We start from the raw sequence: 21,529 nt of genomic DNA, 5'->3' as shown, positions 1-21,529 counted from the left end.
GCCCCCGAAGGCCGCCCTTCGGGGGCGCCTCCGCCCGTCCACACCCTGTGGACGGCGAAAGTCGGCAACGCCGGCGACTCCAATGCCGATCAACCGCCATTCCACTCGGGTCCTCTAGTAGTCGATCAGCATGAATGTCATGCTTTGAATGACGAGCGGGGAGGGCGGCAATGCACGACGATCATTATCGTCATCAGCAGCGAACGAACGACTACTACAGATCCCAGCGGGAACGGTCTTCCCGCTGGGATTCCGAGGACCGGCGCCGACGGAACAGCGATGACCTGCACCGCCACTGGGAGGAGCACGGCTATCCCGGTTTCTGGGAGATCGTCGGCGGGCTGATCCTCTTCTTCGGCCTCATCGCGATCATGGCGGGACGCTGATCTCTTCGGAAAAGGGCCGCCGCGCACACCGGTGGAGCGGCATTCTCTCCAAGGCGGCCCTTCTTCGTCATGCCTAGGCACTCCCTCGCGCCGCGCCCCGCCTGACGCGAGCGTCCCGCGGGCCCGGTCGCGGCCGCGTGCCTCAGGGCGCGACGGCGAGCTCCTTGGGGTTGGGGCGGAACGGATGGCCGTGCCCGAGCGGCCCGGCGGCCATCGCCCGGACGAGCGTGTCGGTCACCCGCGTGACGAACGCGGAGCCCGCCTCGTTGACGCCGTGGCCGCAGGCGCGTCCCCGCATCACGCACACCCAGCGCATGGTGCCAGTGGCGAAGACCCAGGCGCCGCTGCGGGTGGTGTAGTAGGACGCGTGCGGGACGGCGCTGCCGGTCCCGCAGCTGATCGGTGAGCGTCCGACGATCTCCAGTGTCGGCGGCGTGGGGCCGCCGCGGGCGATCACGTCCGCCTCGGGGCCGAGGCCCAGCGTGAGCAGGCCGCGCGCCTTGCCGAGCAGGGCGGGATCGCTGTGCAGGTCGTTGTCGGTGGCGTACGCCAGCGACAACGACCTGCCTTCTCGGCCAGAGCGATCGCGGGCTGCTCGTAGGTCAGGAACTTGCCCGCGCCGGTCCTGTCGTAGGGACGGTCGAAGCTGACCGCGTAGGACCGGGTGTCGTACCCGGACGACCCCTCGTACAGGTCGTGGCCGCCCCACATGTTGGACGCCTGCCAGGTGGTGGTCGCGTTCAGCACCACGACCCGCCCGGCGGTGTCCGGCGAGCGGACCGTCACCGGCACGTACCGCTGCGCCCGACACGGCAGTCAGCCTGATCAGGTAGCTGCCCGCGGGCCGACCGGACGTGGCGACCGTCATCGACGGTCGCCACGGCGCCGACACGGGTGCGCGTCTTGGGGTCGATCCGGGCCGCCGCCTGCCGCACGCCGGCGACCTGCCCGGACCGCCACACCGGCTGTTCGTCTCGACCACGACGTCCGGGTACAGCGCCGAGGCGTTCCGGATGGGCTGTTACCTCCCCCTGAACTCCCTGTGGGCAACCCGTCCACCGCCACGTACCAGAGATCGTCTTCCCAGCCCGCGCCCGCATAACCGCCGGTCCCGAACGAGCCCGGCGGGCGCACCTGGTTCGTGGCAGTTCGCGCCATTATGGCGCCGAGTCGAGGACGTCCGCACAGGCGAGCGTGGGTCGGGCGTCTTGCTCGCTCAGGCGGCTTTGCCTCGGACGATGTAGAGGTTCATGCCGGTGAAATCGAGGGTGACGTTGTAGGGCTTGAAGAAGGGATGGAAGAAGGCGCCCAGCGAGTCGAACCCGGAGCGAGGAGGCCTACTGGTCGGGTTCGCCACGCAGTAGACCTCCCTGGCGACGGCGTCGCCGAGGCGGATCTCCTTCGGATAGCAGGGGTAGGCGACGGCCGGGTGGCTGTGCGCGAACGTCTCCAACGGGCGGTCGTAGTCGGTGCGGACCCGCAGCCGCCGGGCCGTTTCCTCGGGCATGACCACGGCGCTCTCACTGGTTCCCCCGATGGACAGGCCCATCACTCGCGAGCCGGAACCATCGATGCTGCCCCTGCTGTACAGCTCGTGCTCATGGCCCAGCCACAGCGGAAGGGGCCTGGTGCCCGCCCGAGCGGCGCCGCGCCGTGCCTTGCCGCTCGCTTCAGGGGTCGGACGGCGCAGGATCAGCGACCGGCCCGCGTAGTCGAAGGTGGTCAGCAAGTGGTAGAAGACCCACGTCCCGATGAGGCCGTCGCTGGGGCCTCCGGGCGATGCCTGGTCCGTCTCCGACCATTCCACGGGGATGTTGCGCAGCTCGATATCGCCCAGCTTGAAGGATTCCAGGACCCCGAAGTACTGCCATGCGGTGCCGTCCAGGTAATCGATCTGCTGCTCGGCCACGGCGGTCAGCCCGGCTTCCCTGGCCACGTCCGCGGACATGCCCAGCCACGGGGCGCCGGTGTAGAACATGAAGCGCTTCGGCGGTCCGCCGTTGACCGATGCCTCGACCTGGGGTGATGGGTCCATCTGCTGCCAGGGCAGCCGCGCGATGTCGCCGTGGACCTGGTACGGCTCGCCGCGAACCGCCCCGAACCATTTGGCGTAGACGTCCTTGCCGACCGCCTGCCAGCGAGGGACGGAGAGGGAGAATTTGTCTTGCCGGATATAGCAGTCGCCCAGGAGTTGATTGGTGTCCTTATCGGTGGGCGCCAATTTCAGAGCCATTTGGAGGTATTTCTCGGCGACCGGGAACTGGTTGACCAGTAGAGTCACATGGCCGCGCTGGCGGGCCGCGTGCACGTTCGTGGGGTCCGTTTCGAGGATCTCCTCGTAGGCACGGCCTGCCTGCTCGAACTTCCCGGCCTTGAACAGCGCGTCCGCGTCACCATCGTCGGCGTGCGCCGCGACCGCCCCGCTCAGCAGGGGCGCGGTCGCGGCGGCTCCGGCTACCACAGCGGCGCCCCGGAGCAGCGAACGCCGATCCCATTCCTCATCTTCAGCCACGGGCTCCTCCTTTCGTGGGTGCCTCGAACGCTACGACTCGGCACTTATCGTCGACGTATCGAAAACACCCCGGGGCGCGCCAATGGCCTCCGGCCCGCTACCCCATCGGCCCGTTCACCCGCCCGCCTCCGTTCCGAGGGCCGCCTTCACCAGGACGACGGCGTTGACAGGGCTGTCGGCCTCGCACATCCAGACACCGCCCTGGACGAACCACCAGCGATCGCCGTCGCTCGCACGGCGCCGGCATTCGACCTCCACGCCGGGCGCCTCCGGCTCCTTCGCCACACGCACGCGCAGAGCGCCGACGTTCTCGACCGCGAGCTTCTGACCTCGCAGCAGATTCCCCAGCGTGGTCGTGAACGCCGCACCTTTCGAGCCGTCCTCGCCGGGGCCACCCGGAATCGACGGATTCATGCCGCGGCCGCCACTTCCATCTGGTTCCTGATCTGGCGTGCCGCTCCGGCCAGGTCGTTCGCCGGTCCGATGAGCTCACCGCTGTGGACGTAGTAGAGCCACCAGGCCCCGTGCCCGCTGTAGCGGCACCCGACCGTCACGGCGCGCCGCGCCGGCTCCATGGAGATCACGTTGAGTACGGCGAAGCCCTCGATGACGGCGAACGCGGTCACCACACCGGCGCAGGGAGCCAGGACGTCCGCGAGAAGGACGAGAAAGGTGATCCGCTCGCGTTGCGGGATCACCATGGCGGGTCCGCGCGTTCGGCTTAACTCGGGGAGAGGCGGCGGGAAACGGTGCCCTCGGGATGTCCGTTCGTGCGCTCCCACGGGGTCACGCTCCGGGCGCCCGGCGGGAGCCGCCCGGGGAACGTCGGTCGCATTTCATGATCGGCCTCTTTTTGGTGCGGGGGACTGTTGATCCATTTCATGTGGCGATGCGCGGAACGGGCGCCCTGTCCGGCTCGCCGTGATCGCGGATTCTCGCGATTCACTCCCGTGCTGACTCCGAGTAGAGCACTATGAAAGCGTGGTCCGCAAGCAGTCGGATCGATTGACGCGCGAGAATTTTCGCAGGTCAGAGACCCGTTGCGGACCGAGCGAGGGGATGCTTTCATTCCGGGTGAAAGGCCGCCCCGAGATGCGAGATGGAGGTGATGTGAGTGTCGGAAGCAACCACGGGTTCGACCGTCCCCCGGCGGCAACTCGGCCGGTATCTCCGAGAACTTCGGACTAATGCGCGTTTGACCGTACAAGTCGCGGCGAAAGCGCTCGAATGGTCCGAAGCAAAGATGTGGAGGATCGAGACCGGCCAAACGTCCCTGCGTTCTCACGACGTGGAGACCATGTGCCGCGTGTACGGTGCGTCCGAGGAACTGAAGATCGCCCTGATGGGCCTCGCCAAGGAGACCAAGGGAAAGGGCTGGTGGCACGCCTACGGCGACGTGATCCCGGACGGGTTCGATCTGTTCATCGGCCTGGAAGAGGCGGCGATCAGTCGAGAGGAGTACTCGCCGGAGCTGGTCCCCGGGCTGCTTCAGACCCCTGACTACGCCCGCGCGATCATGAGGAACAACGGGCACCTGCATGACGAGGAGATCGAGCGGCTGGTGCAGTTGCGGATGCGGCGGCAGACACTGGTGAACCGCCTCACAGCGCCCCCGGCCCTCCAGGTGGTCCTGAACGAGGCCGTCGTTCGCCGGGCCGTGGGCGGACCGGCGATCATGGCGGCTCAGCTCCACCGGCTCGCCGAAGCGAACGAGCGACCCGACATCTCCGTCCGCGTTGTGCCGTTCTCGGCGGGAGCGCATCGAGGGCTCGAAACCGGACCGTTCATCCTCATGCGGTTTCCGACCACCGGTGATGGACGCAATCACGAACCCCCGACGGTCTATGTGCAGGGCTTCACGGGAGCCTTGTACCTGGACAAGCCGCACGAGATCGACTGCTACACCGAGGCTTTCGCGGTCATCTCGGACGTCGCCCTGTCGCAGGAGGACAGCACGGCATTGTTCCGACAGAGGGCAGGGGAGATGATCGGGCCATGAGTGCTGACTTCGCAGGGCCCAGGTGGCGCAAGAGCAGTCGCAGCAATTCTCAACAAGAGTGCGTGGAGGTCGCGAAGCTGCCGACCACGATCGGTGTCCGGGACAGCAAGAACCCCGAAAGCGGTCACATTCCCCTCGACCGCACGGCGTTCACCGGGCTCCTCGCCCGCGTGAAGGCCGGGGACCTCGACCTCTGACCAGACTCCCCGAAAGGTCCCGGCGGAGGCGCCCCGCTGGGACCTTCCGGCGGTCGGCGGCGGGAAGTGGAAACGACGGAAGCCACCTGGCACTGGCGGGCGGCCCAGAACAGGCGACGAGTTCGTCAAGACGAGTCGCCATAGCGCGCGGCGATGGCGGCTGCCCGGTCGCGTAGCGAGGTGCGCAGCCACTGCGGGGCGAGAACCTCCGCGTCGTCGGCGAGCTGCCACAGCGCCCACACGGCGTGCCTCGAATCCTGGAAGGTCACCTCCAGCCGCGGCCAGCCGTCCGTGTCGTCCTCCTCGGAGAGGACGGCCAACGCCGTGCCCACCAGCTGTCCTCGCCGTACCGGATTCACCCGTGCGAGTACGGCGACCTGGTCGCCGCCCGTCCGGAACCGCGTGCTGCGCTCCTGCCACGCCCGATCCAGATCGACCCGCTCTTTCCGCTGCGCGGGTTCGTCCAGTTCCTCGGCGGCCGAGATCCGCGACAGCCGGTACGTGCGATCCGCACCGGACCTCGTGGCCAGCAGATAGCCCAGGCCGCGGGCGGTGACGAGCCCGATCGGGTCCACCGTGCGCCACTTCGCGGCCTGGTCCACAGCCGCGTAGCGGATGCGCAGCTTGTGCCCGGCGAACACCGCGCGCCTGACCTCGGCCACCACCGCCTCAGGCACCTCCTCGGCGACCAGCCGGCGCGCGAGAAGATCGGCGTCCGGTTCGATGAGCAGCCGCTGGGCCGCGTCGGCAGCGGTGTCCCGATAGCTCTCCGGCAGCGCGTCCACCACCTTCAGCATGGCCGAAGCGAGCGCCGAGCCGAGCCCGAACGCCTGCGCCCCGCGCCGCGAACCGGCGACCAGCAGGGCGAGCGCCTCCTCGTGGTTCAGCCCGGTGAGCTCGGTCCGGAAACCGGGCAGCAACGCGAACCCGCCGTGCCGACCCCGTTCGGCGTAGACCGGAACCCCCGCCGCGGACAACGCCTCGATGTCGCGCAGCACGGTGCGGGTCGAAACCTCCAGCTCCCGGGCCAGGGCCGTGGCAGACAACCGACCATGCCGGCGCAGCAACAGCACCAGCGAAACCAACCGGTCAGCACGCACGCCAAGAACCTACCGAAATACATGACACAGGATGTCGTGATTCGTTGGGAGGCTCATTTCACGACGTCAGAGGGCGGCTATGGAGCGGCCCGACGACGCACTGTCAACGAATCGAATGGAGCTGTCCGCCAATGGAGCGAACGACGGTCAACCCGTGGACCTGGTCGGTGGACCTGGGCTACAACCAGGGCGAGGTCGTCTCCGGACACAACCGAACCCTGTACTGCTCAGGCCAGACCGCGATGAGCGGAGACGGCAAGCCCCAGCACGCCGGCGACATGGCGGCGCAGCTCGCACTGAGCATCGACAACCTGGAGGCCGTGCTCGGCGAGGCCGGCATGTCCCTGGCGGATCTCGTCCGCCTCAACGTCTACACCACCGACGTCGACCTGCTCTTCCAGCACTACGGCGTCCTGGCGTCCCGCTTGGCCGCCGCCAAAGTTGCCACGAGCACCACGATGCTGGGCGTCACCCGCCTAGCAATCCCCACCCTGATGGTCGAACTAGAAGCAACCGCCGTCGCCTAACCCCCACCGCCCCGCTGCTCGTGCCCACCAGCACGAGCAGCACGACGCGGCCATTGCGCGGTGTCCCCTGACATGGACGGACAATTCCCGGACGCAGCGTCCGTCCCGACCGGCTTTCATGCGCCCGGACGCACGCGGTCGGCCTTTCGTCGGCGCTCCTGGGTGATCCACCGCTTGCCTTCGGCGGCGACGCCCTCCAAGACATGAAGGGTGTGACCGAGACCCGCGGAGTCAAAGGTCACCTCCGAGACCTCTCCCAAACTCTCGTCCACCAGCAGCTCTTCCGTTCCGGAGGCCAACACGTCGACCCGGATCCGCTCTCCGTTGACGAGCGCGAGCTCGAACTTGCGTTCATCGCGCTCTGCTTGGCGCACCAGCACCGCTGCGACCGACTCGTAGCGGTAGTTGGTGCGTTCATGGCCGCGGAAAGCGCCCTGCTCGAAGTCGAGGTCGGCCCTGAACTGGCGTATCCCGTCAGCTGTGAGGAGGAAGAGCGTCAGGCGATAGCGCGTGTAGCGCCACGGACCATGCTTCAGTCTCGCGCGGCGGGTCGGGGTGCCGGGCGCTTCGATGAAGGCATGGGCGATCAGGTCGCTCATGGAGAGTTTGTAGTGGCGTAGCGCCTCATCCAGCAGTACTTTTCGGTCGCAGTCCAACCACGCCGCCATCTCCCGATCCGAGGGCTTGTCGGCCAGCTTCTCCTTCCAGCGCAGGAAGGCCTCATCGCATGCGGCGCGCACCTGCGCGACCTCCGCCTTGTCGGCGGCGTGCCGTCTGCGTTCGAGGACGATGCGCAGCCAGGCGCGGACGGCCACGAATCCTGCCGCGAGCGCGATAGCCGTAGAACGCGTCGCCCCGAGGGGAGCGATCTGTGTCGCCGTCACCATCGCCTGGCAGGCTCCGATCACGCACGTGGCACTTCCGAGAAGTGTCACGGCCTTCGTGGGCAGGGGGACCGCGAGTTCCCGGCGGTAGTCCCACAGCGTGTCGTTCTCCCACCGCTTCCTGACCTCGCTCACCCGGTGCCGGACAAGCCAGGCGATGCGTTCGGCCCCTGCCCGCTGCTCCCTGTAGACGCCGACCATCTCGTCCCGAATGCTCCGGCGAATGCCAGCCGTACCGTCCAGCCAGGCTGAGCGGCTCGTGTCGCGCGGAACGTACCTGGCGAAGTAGTGGTCGAAATGCTGGTCGACCCTGCTGGCGAAGCCGCCAGAAGGTGGACTGGCCGTGCGAGCGCGAGGCGGCGCGAACTCGGCGTCCTTCGCTCGGAGCCGCTCGACGCGGAAGCGCCACTCCAGGCCACCGCGCGCGGCGAAGTAGCCGCCTCCGATGCTCAGCAGACACACGAGCATCGCGACTACCTGGAGGTCCCGGGCCAAGAGGTAGCCGATGTGAAACGCCGCCGCGGCCAGGACCGCCGTTGCGGCCACCGCCTGCACCCGGAGGCTTCGGGGAGTGTTGGGAGGCCGTGGATCAGGCACCCGTGGACCGAGGGGGTCCGGCTGAAAGAATTTCCAGACACGGTCGGTCCGGTCCTTCGCCTTCTGGTTCTGTTCGGCGCTTTCCAGCGAACGTTTCCACATCTCGTCCTGGAGTGGCCCTTCCAGGAACAGCTCCATGTGTCGCAGGATCATCGGGCGCTGAGGCTCGGCAAGCCCGTCGAGATCCTTGAGGAGGAGACGCATGTCCGCGTCCGGGAGCCGTGCGGCCTCCAGCAGGCGGCCGATGGTTTTCACCCCGTCGGCCCATGCGTCTCCACCGGAGACGTGGCACAGACGCGGAGCATTCCACAAGATCTCGGCGTCCTCGGGAGGCATCTCGTGCCGGGTCCGGCCGCTGACCAAGGCAAGCCGTAGGTAGAAGCAGGCTTCGCTACCTCTGTGGCCGTCCACGACGGCTTCGCGTATGAGCTGCCGCGCCCTGTCTGACATGCCGCCGTCGAGCAGGCGGACACCGATCTCGAACCGCTCCGCGGGCGAGGCGTTCGCAGAGAGCGCGTAGTGGTGGACGTCGCCGTGCACGATCGCAGCCTGGACGCCGATCTGGGCGTTGTCCGCCGCGTAGTTCGTCGCGGTGGCGTGCGTTTCGGTCATGACAGACCCTGGACCAGGGCGATGATCGTCCCGACCTCGGCGGCCAGGATCGCGACGTCCGCGACGAGTCCGCGCACCTTCTTCAGCGCCAGCGTCACGGCGCCCATGTCCTGCGGCGCGGTCGTCAGCAAGGTCTCGCCGGCGGCGGCGAGCTCCGCTTGGGCCGCCTGGTAGGTGTCCTCGTCCAGCTGGCCGGACGTCCGGGCCTGCTGGAGCCGGGCGGCCAGGCCGGCGATCGCTTCGGCCGGGTCGGCCGGTGCGGTTCGCTCGCTGGAAACGTGGATACCGCCGTACACCTGACCTGCCTGCACGCCCACCCGTGCGTTGTCCTTGGCCACGTTGCGGGTCGTTCCGGGCATGTCGCTGCTCCCCTTCGGGTCGTTCGCCTCGGACCGAGCGCGGTCCCGTTCCTCGCCGGCCAGGTTCTCGGCCAGGGCCACGGTGTACGCCGCCGCGTTGGCCACCGCCCGGGCCTGCCACTGTTCGCGGTCGGTGGTCTCCTTGGTGCCGTCGGCGCGATCGCTGATTCCCCGAACCACGACCACCGGCAGCGATCTGTTCAGGTGCGCGGCCTGAGCGACGCCGGCCCCTTCCATCTCGATCGCGAGCGCGTCGTTGAAGTGCTGCCTGATCCAGCGGGCGTACGCCGAGACCTTGGAGTCGAGGACGACCTCGCCTGCCGCGATCGGCCCGAAGTGCACCTTGCCGGTGCGGCCATCGTCCGCCCATGCACGGTCGCGCGCGACATGCCGTGCGAGCTGGTCGGCGCCGTGCGACGCCTCCCACACGCGTGGCCGGCTCTTGAAGCCGTCGTCCTCGCTCGTCCCACCGTGGAACGCGTACACGTGGGTGGCGACCACCAGATCCCCCAGGGGGATATGGGTGTGCAGGGCACCCGCCACGCCGACGAAGAGCAGCGCGACGGGGGAGAACTCGGTGATGGCGCGTTCGGTCAGCACCGCCGCGGACTGGTTGCCCTTGCCGACGAGCCCTAACGCGATCCGGCATTTGCCGCCTGCCAGCCGCCCCACCTCGAACCGAGTGCCCTGCGGATGGCGGTGGACTCGTGGAGCGTCCAGCTTCTCGCGGACGGCCTCGTACTCGACGTCGAGCGCGGTAAGGACGACGATCGGGCTGTCGTTCATTCCTCCGGTCCTTTCGTGTTCGATGGTTCGCTGGGCCGGACCATCGGCGGGTACAGGAATGTGCGCGGACCCGCCTTGAACAGCCGGGCCGGTCTCCCGGACGTCACCTTCCGCTCCGGCCCTGCCGCGACGATGAACCCGCTGGTCTTCTGAACCTTCCGGTAGAAATTTCGGGGATCGAGGGGGATCCCCCACACCGCCTCATAGACCCGCTGGAGATCGGTGATGGTGAAGACCGGAGCGCAGAACGCCGTCGCGAGGGCGGAGTGCTCGAGCTTGGCGCGGGCGTTCTCGACACCGTCCTCGACGATCCGCCGGTGGTCGAAGGCGAGCTCCAGTTCCCCGGAGAGGACCTGATCGGCCGGCTGCCACCGGGCGCCGGCGGCGTCCGTGCCCGCGGTCGGTTCCGGGAGCCCCGGCGCGATCGCCAGATAGGCGACGGACACCACGCGGCCGCGCGGGTCGCGCCCCGGAGCGCCGTAGACCCCCAGGTGCTCAAGATGCAGCGTCGCGGCGTCCATCGCCGCTTCCTCCTCCAGCTCGCGGTGGGCCGCCGCGGTGAGGTCCTCCGCGGCGTCCCGCAGGAACCCGCCAGGAAGCGCCCACGCACCCTCGTAAGGCTCGACACCGCGCTCGATGAGCAGCACCTTCAGGCTCGACTCGCGCAACGTCAAGATCACTAGGTCGACGGCGAGCATGACGGCGGGCGGGGTCCATCGGTCCTCGGTCACGCAGCGAGGATCGCTTTTTGTCTGCCTGACAAAAAGAGCGGAGACGTTGGCGTTCTGGTCACGTCCGCGTTACTGGCCGGATAGTTCTGGCCCCGCCAGACGGGGATCGATGCCCGCGTAATCAGGCTTCCGTGTGCGGGACGAGGGGACGGGCGGCGGGCGTAGCCGGGCGAGGACTCGGCGCCTGTAGGTGGAGCAGTGGAATGCGCGGGCTGATGGGCGCAGTGGGCCCGTTGGCGGCTGTGGGGGTCGGTGGCCATTTGAGGTCAGGGGTGGAAACTCTGATCTTGCCAGCAGATACTGGCATTGAGTGGTCGTCGTCCTTGGAGGTCCTGTGGATCGAAGCTCGCTGAATCCTCTGCTGTCGCGTCGCGCCTTTGGGCTGGGGGGTGCTGCGCTGGTCGGGGCCGCCGTTGCCGGGCCGCTGGGTGGGGTTGCGCGTGCCGACGCACCGTCGGCGGGGGAATGGGTCGATGTGCCGGTGCCGCCGTTGGCGGGGCGGAGCCATCTGCTCGGTATCGCCGCGCCGGACCCGTGGCACGTCTTCGCCGGGGGCACGGAGAACGCGTATCAGCCGGACTCGCGTGCCGTCATGCTGCAGCGGAACCCGCGTGGCTGGACGCGCGTCGCGATGCCCGAGGGATTGGCCGTCGTCAACGATGTCCGTGCGCACCACGCCGCGAACGTGTGGGCCCTGGCCGCAGGTCCGAACGCCCAGGAGCGCACCGACCTGCTGCACTGGAACGGGCACCGCTGGACGACGGTGGCGGGTCCCGCCGGCGAGCAACTTCAGGCCATCGACGTCGACCGGGCCGGCGGACTGTGGGCGACCGGGATCCATGGGGACGCCACGACGGTGTCGGTGCGGCGGCACGGCCAGTGGACGAACGCGCTCACCCTTCCGCAACCCTCCGGGCTCAACGCCATCGCCGCCGGAAGCGCTTCGGACGTCTGGGCCGGGGGATTCGGCGAGTCGCAGATCGGCCCGACCCCGCTGTGGCACTTCGACGGCACGGACTGGACGCGCACGCCGTGGGGCTCCGAATGGGCCCACTGGATCCTGCAGATCGAGTACGTCGCCCCAGACGACGTCTGGTTCTACGCCCTCGAACAGCACCCGTTGTTCCCGCCGCCGACGCTGCACCACTGGGACGGCTCCGCGTTCACCGTGCATCGTCTTCCGAGCCCGTCCGACCCGGTCGGGGAGGTGCGGACGAAGTCCGTGATGGGGTTCCTCGGCTCGATCGCAGCCGATGGACGGGGCGGTGTCTGGGTGTCCAGTCCGTACGATCCCGCACACCTGCTGCACTTCGACGGCACGTCCTGGATACAGGCGACGCCGCCTCTCGGGGTGACCGCGTACTCGATGACCCGTGTTCCGCACACCGGCATCATCTGGGCGGGTACTCAGGTGGGCACCGTCTGGCGCACGTCCTGACGCCTGGTCGTTCGCGCTCGCCCGGGAGGGCCGGCCCCCGCTCCCGGGCCCGTTGAATTGCGGCGTGTTGCCCTTTTGGGAGCGGCGGTGTCAAGCGGTTGTTGCAACGAGGTATTCGTTGAGTGCTTGGGCTGGGGTTTTCCAGTTCAGGGTTTGGCGGGGTCGTCCGTTGAGCTGGCGGGCGACTTCGTCGAGGTCGTGCTGGGTGTAGTTGCGGAAGTCGGTGGAGGAGCGGGGGAAGTACTGGCGCAGCAGCCCGTTGGTGTTCTCGTTGGAGCCGCGCTGCCAGGGCGCGTGCGGGTCGCAGAAGTAGACCCGGCACCCGGTGGCCAGGGTGAAGTCGGCGTGCTGGGCCATCTCCGATCCCTGGTCCCAGGTCAAGGTCGCGGCCAGCTCGGCCGGCAACCGCCGCATCAAAGTGGTCAGCACGCCGGTGACCTGCTCGGACACGCGTGAGTGCGGCAACGCGCCGAGCATCACGAACCGGGTGGTGCGCTCGACCAGGGTGATGATGGCGCTGGATCCGCGGGCCCCGATCACCAGGTCGCCCTCCCAGTGCCCCGGCACCGCCCGGTCGGCCGCCTGGGCGGGCCGGGCCGAGATGTGCAGGCCCTGGATCCAGGGCCGGCGGCTGCGCGCCGCGCTCTCGGCGCGGGCCAGACGCGAGGGCGGACGGCGGGCGGCGCGGCCGCTGCGCAGCACCGACCCCTCCCCCGGCCGCAACTGCAGCTGCCGGGCCAGCTCGGCCCGCATCCGGCCCCGGGCCTGGTAGTAGATCGCCTGATAAATCGTCTCGTGCGACACTCGCATCTCCGGCTGGTCAGGATAGGCGGCGCGCAGGTGCGCCGCGATCTGCTGCGGCGACCACCGCCGCACCAGCAGATCACGCACCACCGGCCACAACCGGCCCTGGCACCAGGCCCGGCCCTTGTTCCCGCTGTTGCCGATCAACTTGCCCGGCCGGTGCCGACGCGCCCGCTCATCGGCCTTGCGCTGCGCGGCCACATGCGAGTACGTCCACCGGTACAGCCCGCCCAGCCCGCCCGGACACGCGGTGGTCGCCCGGCCCGGATACCGCGCCCCGCCCCCACCGGCGTCCGACCGCCGATAGGAGTGGTTACGGCGCACCTCCCGCCACACAGTTGACCGGTCCCGGCCGATCGCCTCCGCGATCTGCGGAAACGACCGGCCCGCACCGAACAACACCTCGATCTGCGCGCGCTCAGCAGCTGTCAGACGTCTTCCCGGCACAACAAGATCCTTCCAGGGATCTCGTTGCAACAGACACTAGAGACCGCCAGCGCTGATAAGGGCAACACGCCGCAACTCAACGTGGGGCTCGGTCAGCTGTTGAGGGAGGACGCTCGTCGTCTTGGCCTGCGCGCGGGGGCGGCGTGGGAGTTCCCGCGCTGGGAGGCGGCGGGACGCGGCTTGCGGGGCGGGGCGGTGTTCGGCGCGGCGGCCGCGTGGGCCGGCGGGCGGGCGCCGGTGATGCGGGCGAGGTCCGCGTCGCCGGGGCGGACGCGGGTGGTACGGGGACTGATGCCCGCCTTGGCCATCATGGCGTCCATCTCGCGGCGCTGCTCGGGCAGGACGAGCGTGACGACGGTTCCGGCGGCTCCTGCGCGGGCGGTGCGGCCGCCGCGGTGGAGGTAGTCCTTGTGGTCGGCGGGCGGGTCGACGTTGACGACGAGGTCGAGCTCGTCGATGTGGATGCCGCGGGCGGCGACGTTGGTGGCGACCAGCACGGTGATGTCCTTGCTGTGGAAGCCGTTCAGCGCGCGGTTGCGCTGCGACTGCGTCTTGCCGCCGTGCATCGCCGCGGCGCTGATCCCGCGGGCGGTCAGCTTGCGGACGAGGCGGTCCGCCTGGTGCTTCTTGGCGACGAACATGATGACGCGGCTCTCGCGGGCCGCGATGTGCACGGTCGTCTCGTGCTTGTCCTCGTCGGTGACGTGCAGCAGGTGGTGCTCCATCGCGGTGACCGCCCCGGCCGGGGGGTCGACCGAGTGGGTGACCGGGTCGCTGAGGAACCGGCGGACGAGCCGGTCGACGCCGCCGTCGAGCGTGGCGGAGAACAGCATCCGCTGCCCGTCCTGCGGGGTCTGCTCCATGAGCCGGGTGACCTGTGGCAGGAAGCCGAGGTCGGTCATCTGGTCGGCCTCGTCCAGCACGGTGATCCGCACGCCGTCGAGCCGGCAGTCGCCGCGCTCGATCAGGTCGGCGAGCCGCCCGGGCGTGGCGATCAGGACGTCGGCGCCCCGGGCGAGCGCGTTCGCCTGCCGCGCGATCGGCAGGCCGCCGACCACGGTGGTCATCCGCAGGTCGACGGAGTCCGCGTACGGTTCGAGCGCGCCGGTGACCTGCTGGGCGAGTTCCCGGGTGGGGACCAGGACCAGGGCGAGGGGACGGCGGGGCTGGGCGCGGCGGCCGGCGGTGCGGGCGAGCAGCGCCAGGCCGAACGTCAGCGTCTTGCCCGACCCGGTGCGTCCCCGGCCGAGGACGTCCCGTCCCGCGAGGGCGTTCGGGAGGGCCGCGGCCTGGATGGGGAACGGGGCGGTCACGCCCTGGCGGACCAGCGTCTCCTGGAGCGGAGCCGGCAGCGGCAGTTCGGCGAACGACGCCACGGCGGGGGCCGGGGGCGTGGTCTTGGCGGCGGCCGGAGCCGCGGCCGCGGCCTCGGCGGCGGGCCTGCGCCCGTCCGCCGGACGGCGGGCGGGACGAGGCCGGGAGCCTCGGGCGCTCGATCGGGGGGCACGGGGCATGCGAAGCCTTCCTTGGGAGCGGTGCGTGTCAGGGAAGTGCTCCGTCATGCAAGACCCCGGACTCGACGCGAGCCCGGGGGGAGGATTCTCAAGAACGAACCGGGAGCGGCCCGGCGGAGGGTTCCGCCGCGGGCCGGTGGAGATGGGGGGCGCGGATCAGGCGCCCGTAAACGCAGCGCGGTGCGCGGCCCTCGGGACCGCGCACCGCAGAATGCCGCGATCAGGCGGGAACGATGTTCTCCGCCTGCAGGCCCTTCTGGCCCTGCGTGATGTCGAAGGACACCTTCTGGCCCTCCTGGAGCTCACGGAAGCCCTGGGCCGCGATGTTGGAGTAGTGGGCGAAGACGTCGGCGCCGCCGCCGTCCTGCTCGATGAAGCCGAAGCCCTTTTCCGCGTTGAACCACTTGACGGTACCGGTGGCCATGATCGTCTCCTTCAGGGTGTGCCCCGTCCGCACACCGTGTGCGGACGAAGACGCCGCGATGGCCCATCCGGAAGACTCCAGAAAAAACAAAAGTGCGCCTGAGGTCACTTCCAACAGGCGCACGCACATGTCTATGGGAACCGCAACTGCCCACTACTCTAGCACAGGATTCGGCGGACCGATGAGGGGGGCCGTCCGGCGCGATAATTTACCAGCCGGTCCGCGAGAAGCCTTCAGGGAACCGCCCGGTACGCGCATAATGAGGTAATGAAACCCACCGGCCCCGCCCGACGGCGACACCTGCCCACCAGCCCCTTCAAACCCCCGCCCGCCGCTCCGCCGGCCAAGGAGTTCACGCTCGACGACCAGGTCACGCACGACAAGTACGGGCTCGGGCGCGTCCTGGAGGTCGAGCCGGGCAACGCCGTCCTGGTCGACTTCGGGACACGGAAAGTAAAGATCCTCTCACCGTTCACGAAGCTGTTCAGGCTCTAGGAAACCCGCCGGGGCCCCGGCGCGGCACAGCCCGGATCCACGGGGCGGGCGCCGTCGGCCGGGCCCGGACAGGCCCGCGGAGGCCGACCCCTCAGGCGGCGAAGGCGCCGCCCCGGTTCGGCCGGACTCAGCCGAACCCGGCGGGACTCAGCCCGCCGACCGCTCGCCGACTCCCGGCGGGGCGCCCGGGAGGCGCGCCCCGGCCACGTCGATCAGCCGGGCGGCCATGTCGGAGAACAGGAGCATCTGGCGCGCGGTCGCCGGGCCGAAGGGCTCCGCTCCGACCCGTCCGAGGACCGCGAGCACTCCCCGGGTGGCCTCGCCCGTCTCCAGCGGCAGGATCAGGATGGGACCGGCCGGAAGGCCGGTGAGCGTCTGATCGGCGGCGATCCGCGCCGACACCGCCCGGCGGGACGTGAACGCACGGCCGAGCATCGACCGGCCCCGCCGCACCGTCAACCCGCGTATGCGTTCGCCGCCGGGGCCGTCCGCGACCTCGACGCGCAGCGTGTTGCCGTCCTCGCCCGGAAGGGCGACGAACGCCAGCGGGACGCGCGCCAGTTCCCGGGCGTGCGCCGCCACGAGGGCCAGCATGCCCGGCACGCCGGTTCCCTCCAGGACCACCGCGCTCATCAGCTCGAACGTGGCCGCGAGGCGCCGGCGGTCGGTCTCGCTCGGCGCCGCGCCGGCGGCGCCCCACCCGATCGATCCCGGGTCGCTCGTCATGTCGTCATCCCGTCTCCCCGTCGCGCCCGGGGCGGGCCGCGCGTTCAGGCCGCGGCCGATCGAAGGCGCGCGGCGTCGACGGTGGGGCGGACGGCGAAGACCCGCGACAGGCCGCTGACCCGCAGGAGCCTGACCATGTGCGGGCGGGGAGCGGCGAGGACGAGCGTGACGCCCTCCGGCTCGGTGAGGCGGCGGGCGCCGGTGAGCAGGGTCAGCCCGGCCGCGTCGCAGAACGTCACCCCGGACAGGTCGATGACCACGAGGGGACCCGCGTCCCGCAGCGCGGTCTCCAGAGGCTCGCGCAGGGCCGGCGCGGAGGAGATGTCGAGATCGCCGGAGATGGTGATGACGGTGTGGTCCGCGAGCGTCTCGCGGCGCAGCACGGCCTCGGGGAAGGCGCTGCCTGCGGTGTGCATCTGGGGCTCCGATCAGGAGTGTGCGTGTGGCCGGGGACCGCTCAAGGACCCGCGGTCGCCGCGCCGCGGCCCGGTCGAGCGGCGGATCCGGCGCCGAGAAGGGGCGTCCGTGCTCGAGAGGGACGGTGGAGCGGCGTCATGCGCGCCGGCCTGTCTGGCCTCGGGGAGACCGATCATCGGAACCAGGGGGACGCCGGCTTGGCCGCCCGCATCGAGAACCCCTAGCTCACCGAGAGTCTACGCCCTCCCGCCCCGGGCACGCGGGACTCCGCGGCCCCGTCCCCCCGGCGGAGCGCCGCCGGGGCGGCGCGGGGAGACGGCGTCGCGCTGACCGGCATCGACGCCGGCAGGACGCGCTCCGCGCCCGGAGTGCGCGGAAGGTGCGCGCGGAGCGTACGGAGCCCCCGAACCGGGCAGGGGACGCACATGAGCGATGTGTGGATCTCCGCCGCCGACGGTGACGACCTGATCCGTGCCGACGCCATCGTGATCCTCCGCATGGACCGGACCGGCCGGTTGACCGTCCAGCTCCGCGACGAGGCGAAGGTCAGCGTGACGCTCCTGGAGGGCTCGCCCGGCGGCACCCGCCCGCCCGCGGACTTCCACCGCCAGCTGATCCGGCTGATCGCCGAGCTCGCGGACTCCAGCGAGCCGCGGCTCGTCCGCGCCCGGCACGAGAACGGCGCGTGGCGCTGGACGAGCGAGAGCCTGTAGGCCCGCCTGCGCGCCCGGCCGCGGGGGGACCTGGCGGCTGGAGAGAACCACGAGATGTGATCTACGAAACTCTGTAGTGGCCGGAGTAGATTTTCGCGCCGAGGCGGGGTAGTGTTCCTTCCATCGAAGAGAGACGGATCCATGTGAAGCGGCAGAGGACGAACTGCCGGAAGGTATGGATGACACCGGCCGGGCGTGCCGGGGCCAGCGCAGTGGAAGGGGCCTCGGCAGCCGGTCGGCCCGGTGGCGGACGAGCCGCCGGTGGCTGTGGAACGAAGTGCAGTACCAGAACGAAGTGCAGTACCAGAACGAAGTGCAGTACCAGAACGAAGTGCAGTACCAGAACGAAGTGCAGTACCAGAACACGCAGTACAGGTAGTGATGTCGAGGAAAGGAGGGATCGGCGCCATCGGGATCGCCCGCAGCAGGCTCCAGTCACGCCGCGCGGGTACCGCAGTTCCCCGGATTGGACGGTGGTCTACGGTCACGCATACGCGATCCCCGCGACCCCGCCCCCACTTGGGCGGGCTACGCGGAAGACCGGCTCTTCAGAACCGGTAGATGGTGTTGTACCTCTGGGCCCCGGCGCCGCAGTCTGGCGTCGGGGCCCCTTGCCGTCGCCGCCTTCCGAATCCTCAGCAGTACGGAAGGTTTTGTGAAAGCACCCCATATGGCCGAGACCGGCGACCACCCCGTCCAGCAGGACGACCCCGCTGCGCTCGAAGACAAGTTCGACGACGAGGACTACCCCGCCTACAGCATGGGCCGCGCCGCCGAGATGCTGGGCGTGACCCCGGCGTTCCTCCGCAGCCTGGACACCGCCCGGCTGATCGTCCCGCAGCGCTCGTCCGGCGGGCACCGCCGCTACTCCCGCTACCAGCTCCGCCTGGCGCAGCGCGCCCGCGACCTGATCGACCAGGGCACCCCGCTGGAGGCGGCCTGCCGCATCATCATCCTGGAAGACCAGCTCGCCGAGGCCCAGCGCATCAACGCCCGACTGAGGCAGGACCGCCTGGAGGGCGAGGCCTCCCGCCCGCGGGACTAGGGCGAAACACCCGTCCCAGGGGCATCGGGCTCCGGCCGGACGCGGCTGCGGTGCGGCGTCTCAGGGGAGGCGGGTGAAGCGGCGGGCGGCGTGGAGGAGAGCCGCGGTCGTCAGGGCGGCCATCACGGCGCATTCGAGGAGGAGCGGCGGGCGCCAGGAGCCCAGGGCCAGCGGTTGGAACAGGTGGTGCGGGGCGTCCGGCAGGTAGGCGGTGATGGTGCGGCGCATCACGTCGACGGCGTAGGTGAGCGGGTTCGCCAGCGCCACGGCCTTCATCCAGACGGGCATCGCGCTCAGCGGGAAGAACGCGCCGGACAGGAACACCATCGGGGCCATGATCACGGTCAGCACGGTGCCGAAGGTCTGCGGTCGGCGGAGGATGGTGGACAGCAGGACGCTCAGGACGGTCATGGCCAGCGAGACCAGGACCAGTTCGCCCAGCAGGAGGGCGATCAGGACGCCGTCGAGCGGGACGCCGACCGGGCCGGCCGCGGCCAGGAGGATCGCGGCCTGGCAGGTGGCGACCGTGGTCCCGCCCAGGCATTTGCCGATCAGGAGGGACGCGCGGCTGACCGGGCCCGCGAGCATCTCGCGCAGGAAGCCGCCCTGCCGGTCCCACATGATCGAGGTGCCGGTGGCGAGCGCGGGTCCCTGCGCGGCGGTCACGAGCGCGCCCGAGAAGAGGAACAGCTGGTAGGCGTCGCCGCTCGGGCCGGGCATCAGGTTCGACAGGCCGATGCCGAGGACGAACAGGAAGATCAGCGGCTGGACCAGGGAGAGGGCGGCTCCGACGCGGTCGCGCCGGAAGTGCAGCATCTCCCGCCGCCACACCATCCCCATGGCGCGTAGCTCGGCCCGGAACCCGCCCCTGCCCGGCTCGGCCGCCGACCGGACCCGCACCGGGCGGACGGACGGTTCCGGCGGGGCGTCCTCGCGGATCCGGTGCCCGGTGTGGTGCAGAAAGACGTCGTCCAGGCTGGGCGGGGTGACCCTTGCCTCGTACACGGGGACGTCGAGCTCGGTGAGCAGCCGCGGCAGCACCCGGGCGCCGTCGGGGACCTGGAGCCGCAGCCCGTGGCGGTCGCGGGTCACGTCCAGGCCGAGGCGCTCGGCGATCAGCGCCGCCGCGGCGGCGTCGTCACCGGTGCGCAGCTGCACCCGGTCGGCGCCGAGCACCGATTTCAGCTCGGCGGGGCTGCCCTGCGCGACGATCCGGCCCGCGTCGATGATCGCGATACGGTCGCACTGCTCGGCCTCTTCGAGGTGGTGGGTGGTGAGGAAGAGGGTGACCGACTCGGTCTCGCACACGTGTTTCAGGTGGCGCCAGACCTGGGCGCGGGCGTTCGGGTCCAGGCCGATCGTCGGCTCGTCCAGGAAGAGGATCTGCGGGCGGTGCAGCAGCGCGCGGGCGATCTCCAGGCGGCGGCGCATGCCGCCGGAGAAGGTGTGCACGGCGCGGTCGCGGCAGTCGGTGAGCCCGACCAGGGCGAGCGTCTCCTCGATGCGCGCCGCCACCTGGCCGGACGGGACGTTGTACAGGTCGGCGTGGAACCGCAGGTTCTCGGCGGCGGTCAGCTGGACGTCCAGGGTCGACTCCTGGAAGATCAGCCCGATCCGGCGGCGCGCCGCGGCGGCGTCGGTCCGCGTGTCGTGGCCGGCGATCTCGATCCGGCCGGACGTGGGCACCGCCAGCGTGCACAGCATCGCGATCGTGGTGGTCTTGCCGGCCCCGTTGGGGCCGAGGAATCCGAAGCTCTCGCCCGCGGGGATCGTCAGGTCGAGCCCGGCCACCGCCTCGACGCCGGGGAACCGCTTGCGCAGCCCGACCGCTCTGATCGCGGGCGGCGCCGCGGCGGGTGCGGCCGCGCCGGCCGCGCCGGGCGCGGCGGTGGCGGGACGCGCCGTCACGACCGGCCCGCGATGGCGTCGAGCCAGGTGTCGGGGACGTGGCAGCCGAAGCTCCACCGGTGCCGGGGCGTCGGGTTGACGATGCAGTGCCAGAAAAGCCGCTCGGGGTCCTGCTCGACCCTGAAGAACCGTGCCAGCCGGGGGCGTTCCCGCAGGGTGACCAGCTCGCCGGTCTCCGGGTGCTGGTAGCGGAAGAACGAGGTGTGCTCGGCGTCGGGGAAGCCCTCGTCGAAGTCGATCAGGTACATGCGCCAGCCCGGCTGGTCCTCGTTGGTGTGCCACAGCCGGTAGCTGGACGGCGGATACCACAGGTTGCCGGACAGCCGGACCTCGCCGCCGAAGACCTTCTCCAGCGCGTCCACCAGCCGGATCTTGGCCGCGTAGTAGGCCTCGTAGTCCGCGTGGTCGGTGTGGGAGTCCAGGTTGACGAGGTGGAAGTCGCGCCGCCGCCCGGTGTCCAGCTCCGCGCGCCACCGCCGGTACTCCGGGCTGCCGGGGGCCAGGGACGTCGAGCGCAGGTCGTCCGCGCTGAACTCGGTGTCGAACGCCGCCAGGTCGACCGTGGACGGCTTGATCTTCAGCGCCGGCAGCACGTCGAGGACGGCGTCGAACCCGGGAAGGTCGGCCATGTCGTACTCGTAGTGGTAGAACGCGGTCGCTTCGGCCGCGGTGGGCGCCGCCGCGGCGGGCTCCGGGCCGGGCGTCCCCTCGGCGGCCGCCTCGGGCGCGGCCTCGGAGAAGTCCGGCGAGGACGACGCCGCCGCGAGGTCCCCGGCGTCGAACAGGTAGCCGTGCGACCGGCCGAGGCGGACCATCTCCGCGACCGCGGTCATGGCCTTCATCTGCTGCCTGATCCCGGTGTCGCGGACGGCGAACCGCAGGAACTCCGCACAGGATTCGACGGACAT

At 70.3% G+C, this 21,529-nt stretch carries 24 protein-coding genes; 8 read left to right on the top strand and 16 right to left on the bottom strand.

The window, feature by feature from the left end; translation table 11 throughout:
* The first annotated feature begins 170 nt into the window (after nt 1-170).
* Nucleotides 171-386 carry a hypothetical protein gene (locus BKA00_RS25705; protein ID WP_185028997.1) on the top strand — a complete coding sequence of 72 codons (216 nt, stop codon included), beginning with the start codon at nt 171-173 and terminating at the stop codon, nt 384-386.
* Between the two features lie 142 nt (nt 387-528).
* Here the strand turns inward: BKA00_RS25705 and BKA00_RS25700 are convergent, their stop codons facing one another.
* The 5 genes from BKA00_RS25700 to BKA00_RS25685 form a co-directional block, all read right to left on the bottom strand.
* Nucleotides 529-945 (bottom strand): N,N-dimethylformamidase beta subunit family domain-containing protein, encoded by a 417-nt coding sequence (locus tag BKA00_RS25700; protein WP_185028995.1) that lies wholly within the window; start codon nt 943-945, stop codon nt 529-531.
* Nucleotides 840-1,178, bottom strand: coding sequence for a N,N-dimethylformamidase beta subunit family domain-containing protein (locus tag BKA00_RS40885; RefSeq protein ID WP_420829694.1), 339 nt, complete (start codon nt 1,176-1,178; stop codon nt 840-842). The genes BKA00_RS25700 and BKA00_RS40885 overlap by 106 nt, the downstream gene beginning before the upstream one ends.
* 424 nt (nt 1,179-1,602) lie before the next feature.
* Complete coding sequence (locus BKA00_RS40610; protein ID WP_185028993.1) at nt 1,603-2,898, bottom strand: aspartyl protease family protein; 1,296 nt, start codon at nt 2,896-2,898, stop codon at nt 1,603-1,605.
* Between the two features lie 114 nt (nt 2,899-3,012).
* A complete protein-coding gene (locus BKA00_RS25690; RefSeq protein WP_185028991.1) occupies nt 3,013-3,312 on the bottom strand; it encodes a hypothetical protein in 300 nt (99 codons plus the stop codon).
* Nucleotides 3,309-3,599 (bottom strand): hypothetical protein, encoded by a 291-nt coding sequence (locus BKA00_RS25685; RefSeq protein ID WP_185028989.1) that lies wholly within the window; start codon nt 3,597-3,599, stop codon nt 3,309-3,311. Before BKA00_RS25685 ends, BKA00_RS25690 begins: the two co-directional genes overlap by 4 nt.
* 413 nt (nt 3,600-4,012) lie before the next feature.
* On the opposite strand from BKA00_RS25685, the gene BKA00_RS25680 reads away from it, so the two are divergent.
* Both BKA00_RS25680 and BKA00_RS25675 read left to right on the top strand, forming a co-directional pair.
* Nucleotides 4,013-4,897 (top strand): helix-turn-helix domain-containing protein, encoded by an 885-nt coding sequence (locus BKA00_RS25680; protein WP_185028987.1) that lies wholly within the window; start codon nt 4,013-4,015, stop codon nt 4,895-4,897.
* Complete coding sequence (locus BKA00_RS25675) at nt 4,894-5,094, top strand: DUF397 domain-containing protein (protein ID WP_185028985.1); 201 nt, start codon at nt 4,894-4,896, stop codon at nt 5,092-5,094. The genes BKA00_RS25680 and BKA00_RS25675 overlap by 4 nt, the downstream gene beginning before the upstream one ends.
* Nucleotides 5,095-5,219: 125 nt before the next feature.
* Here BKA00_RS25675 and BKA00_RS25670 read toward each other — a convergent pair whose 3' ends face one another.
* The gene (locus BKA00_RS25670; RefSeq protein WP_185028983.1) at nt 5,220-6,194 is read right to left on the bottom strand and encodes a helix-turn-helix transcriptional regulator; all 975 of its coding nucleotides are present in this window, start codon (nt 6,192-6,194) and stop codon (nt 5,220-5,222) included.
* A 131-nt stretch (nt 6,195-6,325) separates the two neighbouring features.
* Between BKA00_RS25670 and BKA00_RS25665 the strand changes: the two genes are divergently transcribed.
* Entirely contained in the window at nt 6,326-6,721 is a 396-nt protein-coding gene (locus tag BKA00_RS25665) for a RidA family protein (RefSeq protein ID WP_185028981.1), read from the top strand.
* 116 nt (nt 6,722-6,837) lie between these two features.
* Here BKA00_RS25665 and BKA00_RS25660 read toward each other — a convergent pair whose 3' ends face one another.
* Genes BKA00_RS25660 through BKA00_RS25650 form a run of 3 tightly spaced genes read right to left on the bottom strand, consistent with a single transcriptional unit; the run spans nt 6,838 to nt 10,690 of the window.
* The gene (locus tag BKA00_RS25660; RefSeq protein ID WP_185028979.1) at nt 6,838-8,814 is read right to left on the bottom strand and encodes a hypothetical protein; all 1,977 of its coding nucleotides are present in this window, start codon (nt 8,812-8,814) and stop codon (nt 6,838-6,840) included.
* Complete coding sequence (locus BKA00_RS25655; RefSeq protein WP_185028978.1) at nt 8,811-9,959, bottom strand: 5'-methylthioadenosine/S-adenosylhomocysteine nucleosidase; 1,149 nt, start codon at nt 9,957-9,959, stop codon at nt 8,811-8,813. The genes BKA00_RS25660 and BKA00_RS25655 overlap by 4 nt, the downstream gene beginning before the upstream one ends.
* Nucleotides 9,956-10,690 (bottom strand): NUDIX domain-containing protein, encoded by a 735-nt coding sequence (locus BKA00_RS25650; protein WP_185028976.1) that lies wholly within the window; start codon nt 10,688-10,690, stop codon nt 9,956-9,958. The genes BKA00_RS25655 and BKA00_RS25650 overlap by 4 nt, the downstream gene beginning before the upstream one ends.
* Nucleotides 10,691-11,282: 592 nt before the next feature.
* On the opposite strand from BKA00_RS25650, the gene BKA00_RS25645 reads away from it, so the two are divergent.
* The gene (locus BKA00_RS25645) at nt 11,283-12,128 is read left to right on the top strand and encodes a hypothetical protein (protein WP_185028974.1); all 846 of its coding nucleotides are present in this window, start codon (nt 11,283-11,285) and stop codon (nt 12,126-12,128) included.
* A 90-nt stretch (nt 12,129-12,218) separates the two neighbouring features.
* On the opposite strand, the gene BKA00_RS25640 is transcribed toward BKA00_RS25645, so the two are convergent.
* From BKA00_RS25640 to BKA00_RS25630, 3 genes are all read right to left on the bottom strand, one after another.
* The gene (locus tag BKA00_RS25640) at nt 12,219-13,379 is read right to left on the bottom strand and encodes an IS30 family transposase (protein ID WP_221493078.1); all 1,161 of its coding nucleotides are present in this window, start codon (nt 13,377-13,379) and stop codon (nt 12,219-12,221) included.
* Between the two features lie 92 nt (nt 13,380-13,471).
* Complete coding sequence (locus BKA00_RS25635; RefSeq protein WP_221493290.1) at nt 13,472-14,893, bottom strand: DEAD/DEAH box helicase; 1,422 nt, start codon at nt 14,891-14,893, stop codon at nt 13,472-13,474.
* 220 nt (nt 14,894-15,113) lie between these two features.
* On the bottom strand, nt 15,114-15,317 hold the full coding sequence (locus tag BKA00_RS25630; RefSeq protein ID WP_024936225.1) for a cold-shock protein: 204 nt from the start codon (nt 15,315-15,317) through the stop codon (nt 15,114-15,116).
* Nucleotides 15,318-15,584: 267 nt separating this feature from the next.
* Between BKA00_RS25630 and BKA00_RS25625 the strand changes: the two genes are divergently transcribed.
* The gene (locus tag BKA00_RS25625) at nt 15,585-15,812 is read left to right on the top strand and encodes a hypothetical protein (protein WP_179837973.1); all 228 of its coding nucleotides are present in this window, start codon (nt 15,585-15,587) and stop codon (nt 15,810-15,812) included.
* 147 nt (nt 15,813-15,959) lie between these two features.
* Here the strand turns inward: BKA00_RS25625 and BKA00_RS25620 are convergent, their stop codons facing one another.
* Together BKA00_RS25620 and BKA00_RS25615 are read right to left on the bottom strand one after the other, a co-directional pair.
* Entirely contained in the window at nt 15,960-16,538 is a 579-nt protein-coding gene (locus tag BKA00_RS25620; RefSeq protein WP_185028970.1) for a GAF domain-containing protein, read from the bottom strand.
* A gap of 44 nt (nt 16,539-16,582) precedes the next feature.
* Nucleotides 16,583-16,954 carry an STAS domain-containing protein gene (locus tag BKA00_RS25615; RefSeq protein WP_185028968.1) on the bottom strand — a complete coding sequence of 124 codons (372 nt, stop codon included), beginning with the start codon at nt 16,952-16,954 and terminating at the stop codon, nt 16,583-16,585.
* Between the two features lie 426 nt (nt 16,955-17,380).
* Here BKA00_RS25615 and BKA00_RS25610 point away from each other — a divergent pair, with 426 nt between their 5' ends.
* Both BKA00_RS25610 and BKA00_RS25605 read left to right on the top strand, forming a co-directional pair.
* Entirely contained in the window at nt 17,381-17,668 is a 288-nt protein-coding gene (locus tag BKA00_RS25610; protein ID WP_185028966.1) for a hypothetical protein, read from the top strand.
* Nucleotides 17,669-18,338: 670 nt separating this feature from the next.
* Entirely contained in the window at nt 18,339-18,713 is a 375-nt protein-coding gene (locus tag BKA00_RS25605) for a MerR family transcriptional regulator (RefSeq protein ID WP_185034783.1), read from the top strand.
* Nucleotides 18,714-18,773: 60 nt separating this feature from the next.
* Here the strand turns inward: BKA00_RS25605 and BKA00_RS40605 are convergent, their stop codons facing one another.
* Both BKA00_RS40605 and BKA00_RS25590 read right to left on the bottom strand, forming a co-directional pair.
* The gene (locus BKA00_RS40605) at nt 18,774-20,621 is read right to left on the bottom strand and encodes an ATP-binding cassette domain-containing protein (protein WP_338072160.1); all 1,848 of its coding nucleotides are present in this window, start codon (nt 20,619-20,621) and stop codon (nt 18,774-18,776) included.
* A complete protein-coding gene (locus BKA00_RS25590; RefSeq protein ID WP_185028964.1) occupies nt 20,618-21,529 on the bottom strand; it encodes a Nif11-like leader peptide family natural product precursor in 912 nt (303 codons plus the stop codon). The genes BKA00_RS40605 and BKA00_RS25590 overlap by 4 nt, the downstream gene beginning before the upstream one ends.

The sequence above is a fragment of the Actinomadura coerulea genome, from assembly GCF_014208105.1.
Classification (GTDB): Bacteria; Actinomycetota; Actinomycetes; order Streptosporangiales; family Streptosporangiaceae; genus Spirillospora; species Spirillospora coerulea.
The sequence above is the reverse complement of the archived record's forward strand: the minus strand, read 5'-3'. Positions and strand labels throughout refer to the sequence as shown.

Excerpts from the sequence above, each read along its gene's own strand:
- BKA00_RS25705 (WP_185028997.1), top strand. The coding sequence starts at position 171 with ATGCACGACGATCATTATCGTCATCAGCAGCGAACGAACGACTACTAC.
- BKA00_RS25690 (WP_185028991.1), bottom strand. The coding sequence starts at position 3,312 with ATGAATCCGTCGATTCCGGGTGGCCCCGGCGAGGACGGCTCGAAAGGT.
- BKA00_RS25685 (WP_185028989.1), bottom strand. The coding sequence starts at position 3,599 with ATGGTGATCCCGCAACGCGAGCGGATCACCTTTCTCGTCCTTCTCGCG.
- BKA00_RS25675 (WP_185028985.1), top strand. The coding sequence starts at position 4,894 with ATGAGTGCTGACTTCGCAGGGCCCAGGTGGCGCAAGAGCAGTCGCAGC.
- BKA00_RS25665 (WP_185028981.1), top strand. The coding sequence starts at position 6,326 with ATGGAGCGAACGACGGTCAACCCGTGGACCTGGTCGGTGGACCTGGGC.
- BKA00_RS25660 (WP_185028979.1), bottom strand. The coding sequence starts at position 8,814 with ATGACCGAAACGCACGCCACCGCGACGAACTACGCGGCGGACAACGCC.
- BKA00_RS25655 (WP_185028978.1), bottom strand. The coding sequence starts at position 9,959 with ATGAACGACAGCCCGATCGTCGTCCTTACCGCGCTCGACGTCGAGTAC.
- BKA00_RS25645 (WP_185028974.1), top strand. The coding sequence starts at position 11,283 with ATGCTGCAGCGGAACCCGCGTGGCTGGACGCGCGTCGCGATGCCCGAG.
- BKA00_RS25635 (WP_221493290.1), bottom strand. The coding sequence starts at position 14,893 with ATGCCCCGTGCCCCCCGATCGAGCGCCCGAGGCTCCCGGCCTCGTCCC.
- BKA00_RS25630 (WP_024936225.1), bottom strand. The coding sequence starts at position 15,317 with ATGGCCACCGGTACCGTCAAGTGGTTCAACGCGGAAAAGGGCTTCGGC.
- BKA00_RS25625 (WP_179837973.1), top strand. The coding sequence starts at position 15,585 with ATGAAACCCACCGGCCCCGCCCGACGGCGACACCTGCCCACCAGCCCC.
- BKA00_RS25620 (WP_185028970.1), bottom strand. The coding sequence starts at position 16,538 with ATGACGAGCGACCCGGGATCGATCGGGTGGGGCGCCGCCGGCGCGGCG.
- BKA00_RS25615 (WP_185028968.1), bottom strand. The coding sequence starts at position 16,954 with ATGCACACCGCAGGCAGCGCCTTCCCCGAGGCCGTGCTGCGCCGCGAG.
- BKA00_RS25610 (WP_185028966.1), top strand. The coding sequence starts at position 17,381 with ATGAGCGATGTGTGGATCTCCGCCGCCGACGGTGACGACCTGATCCGT.
- BKA00_RS25605 (WP_185034783.1), top strand. The coding sequence starts at position 18,339 with ATGGCCGAGACCGGCGACCACCCCGTCCAGCAGGACGACCCCGCTGCG.
- BKA00_RS25590 (WP_185028964.1), bottom strand. The coding sequence starts at position 21,529 with ATGTCCGTCGAATCCTGTGCGGAGTTCCTGCGGTTCGCCGTCCGCGAC.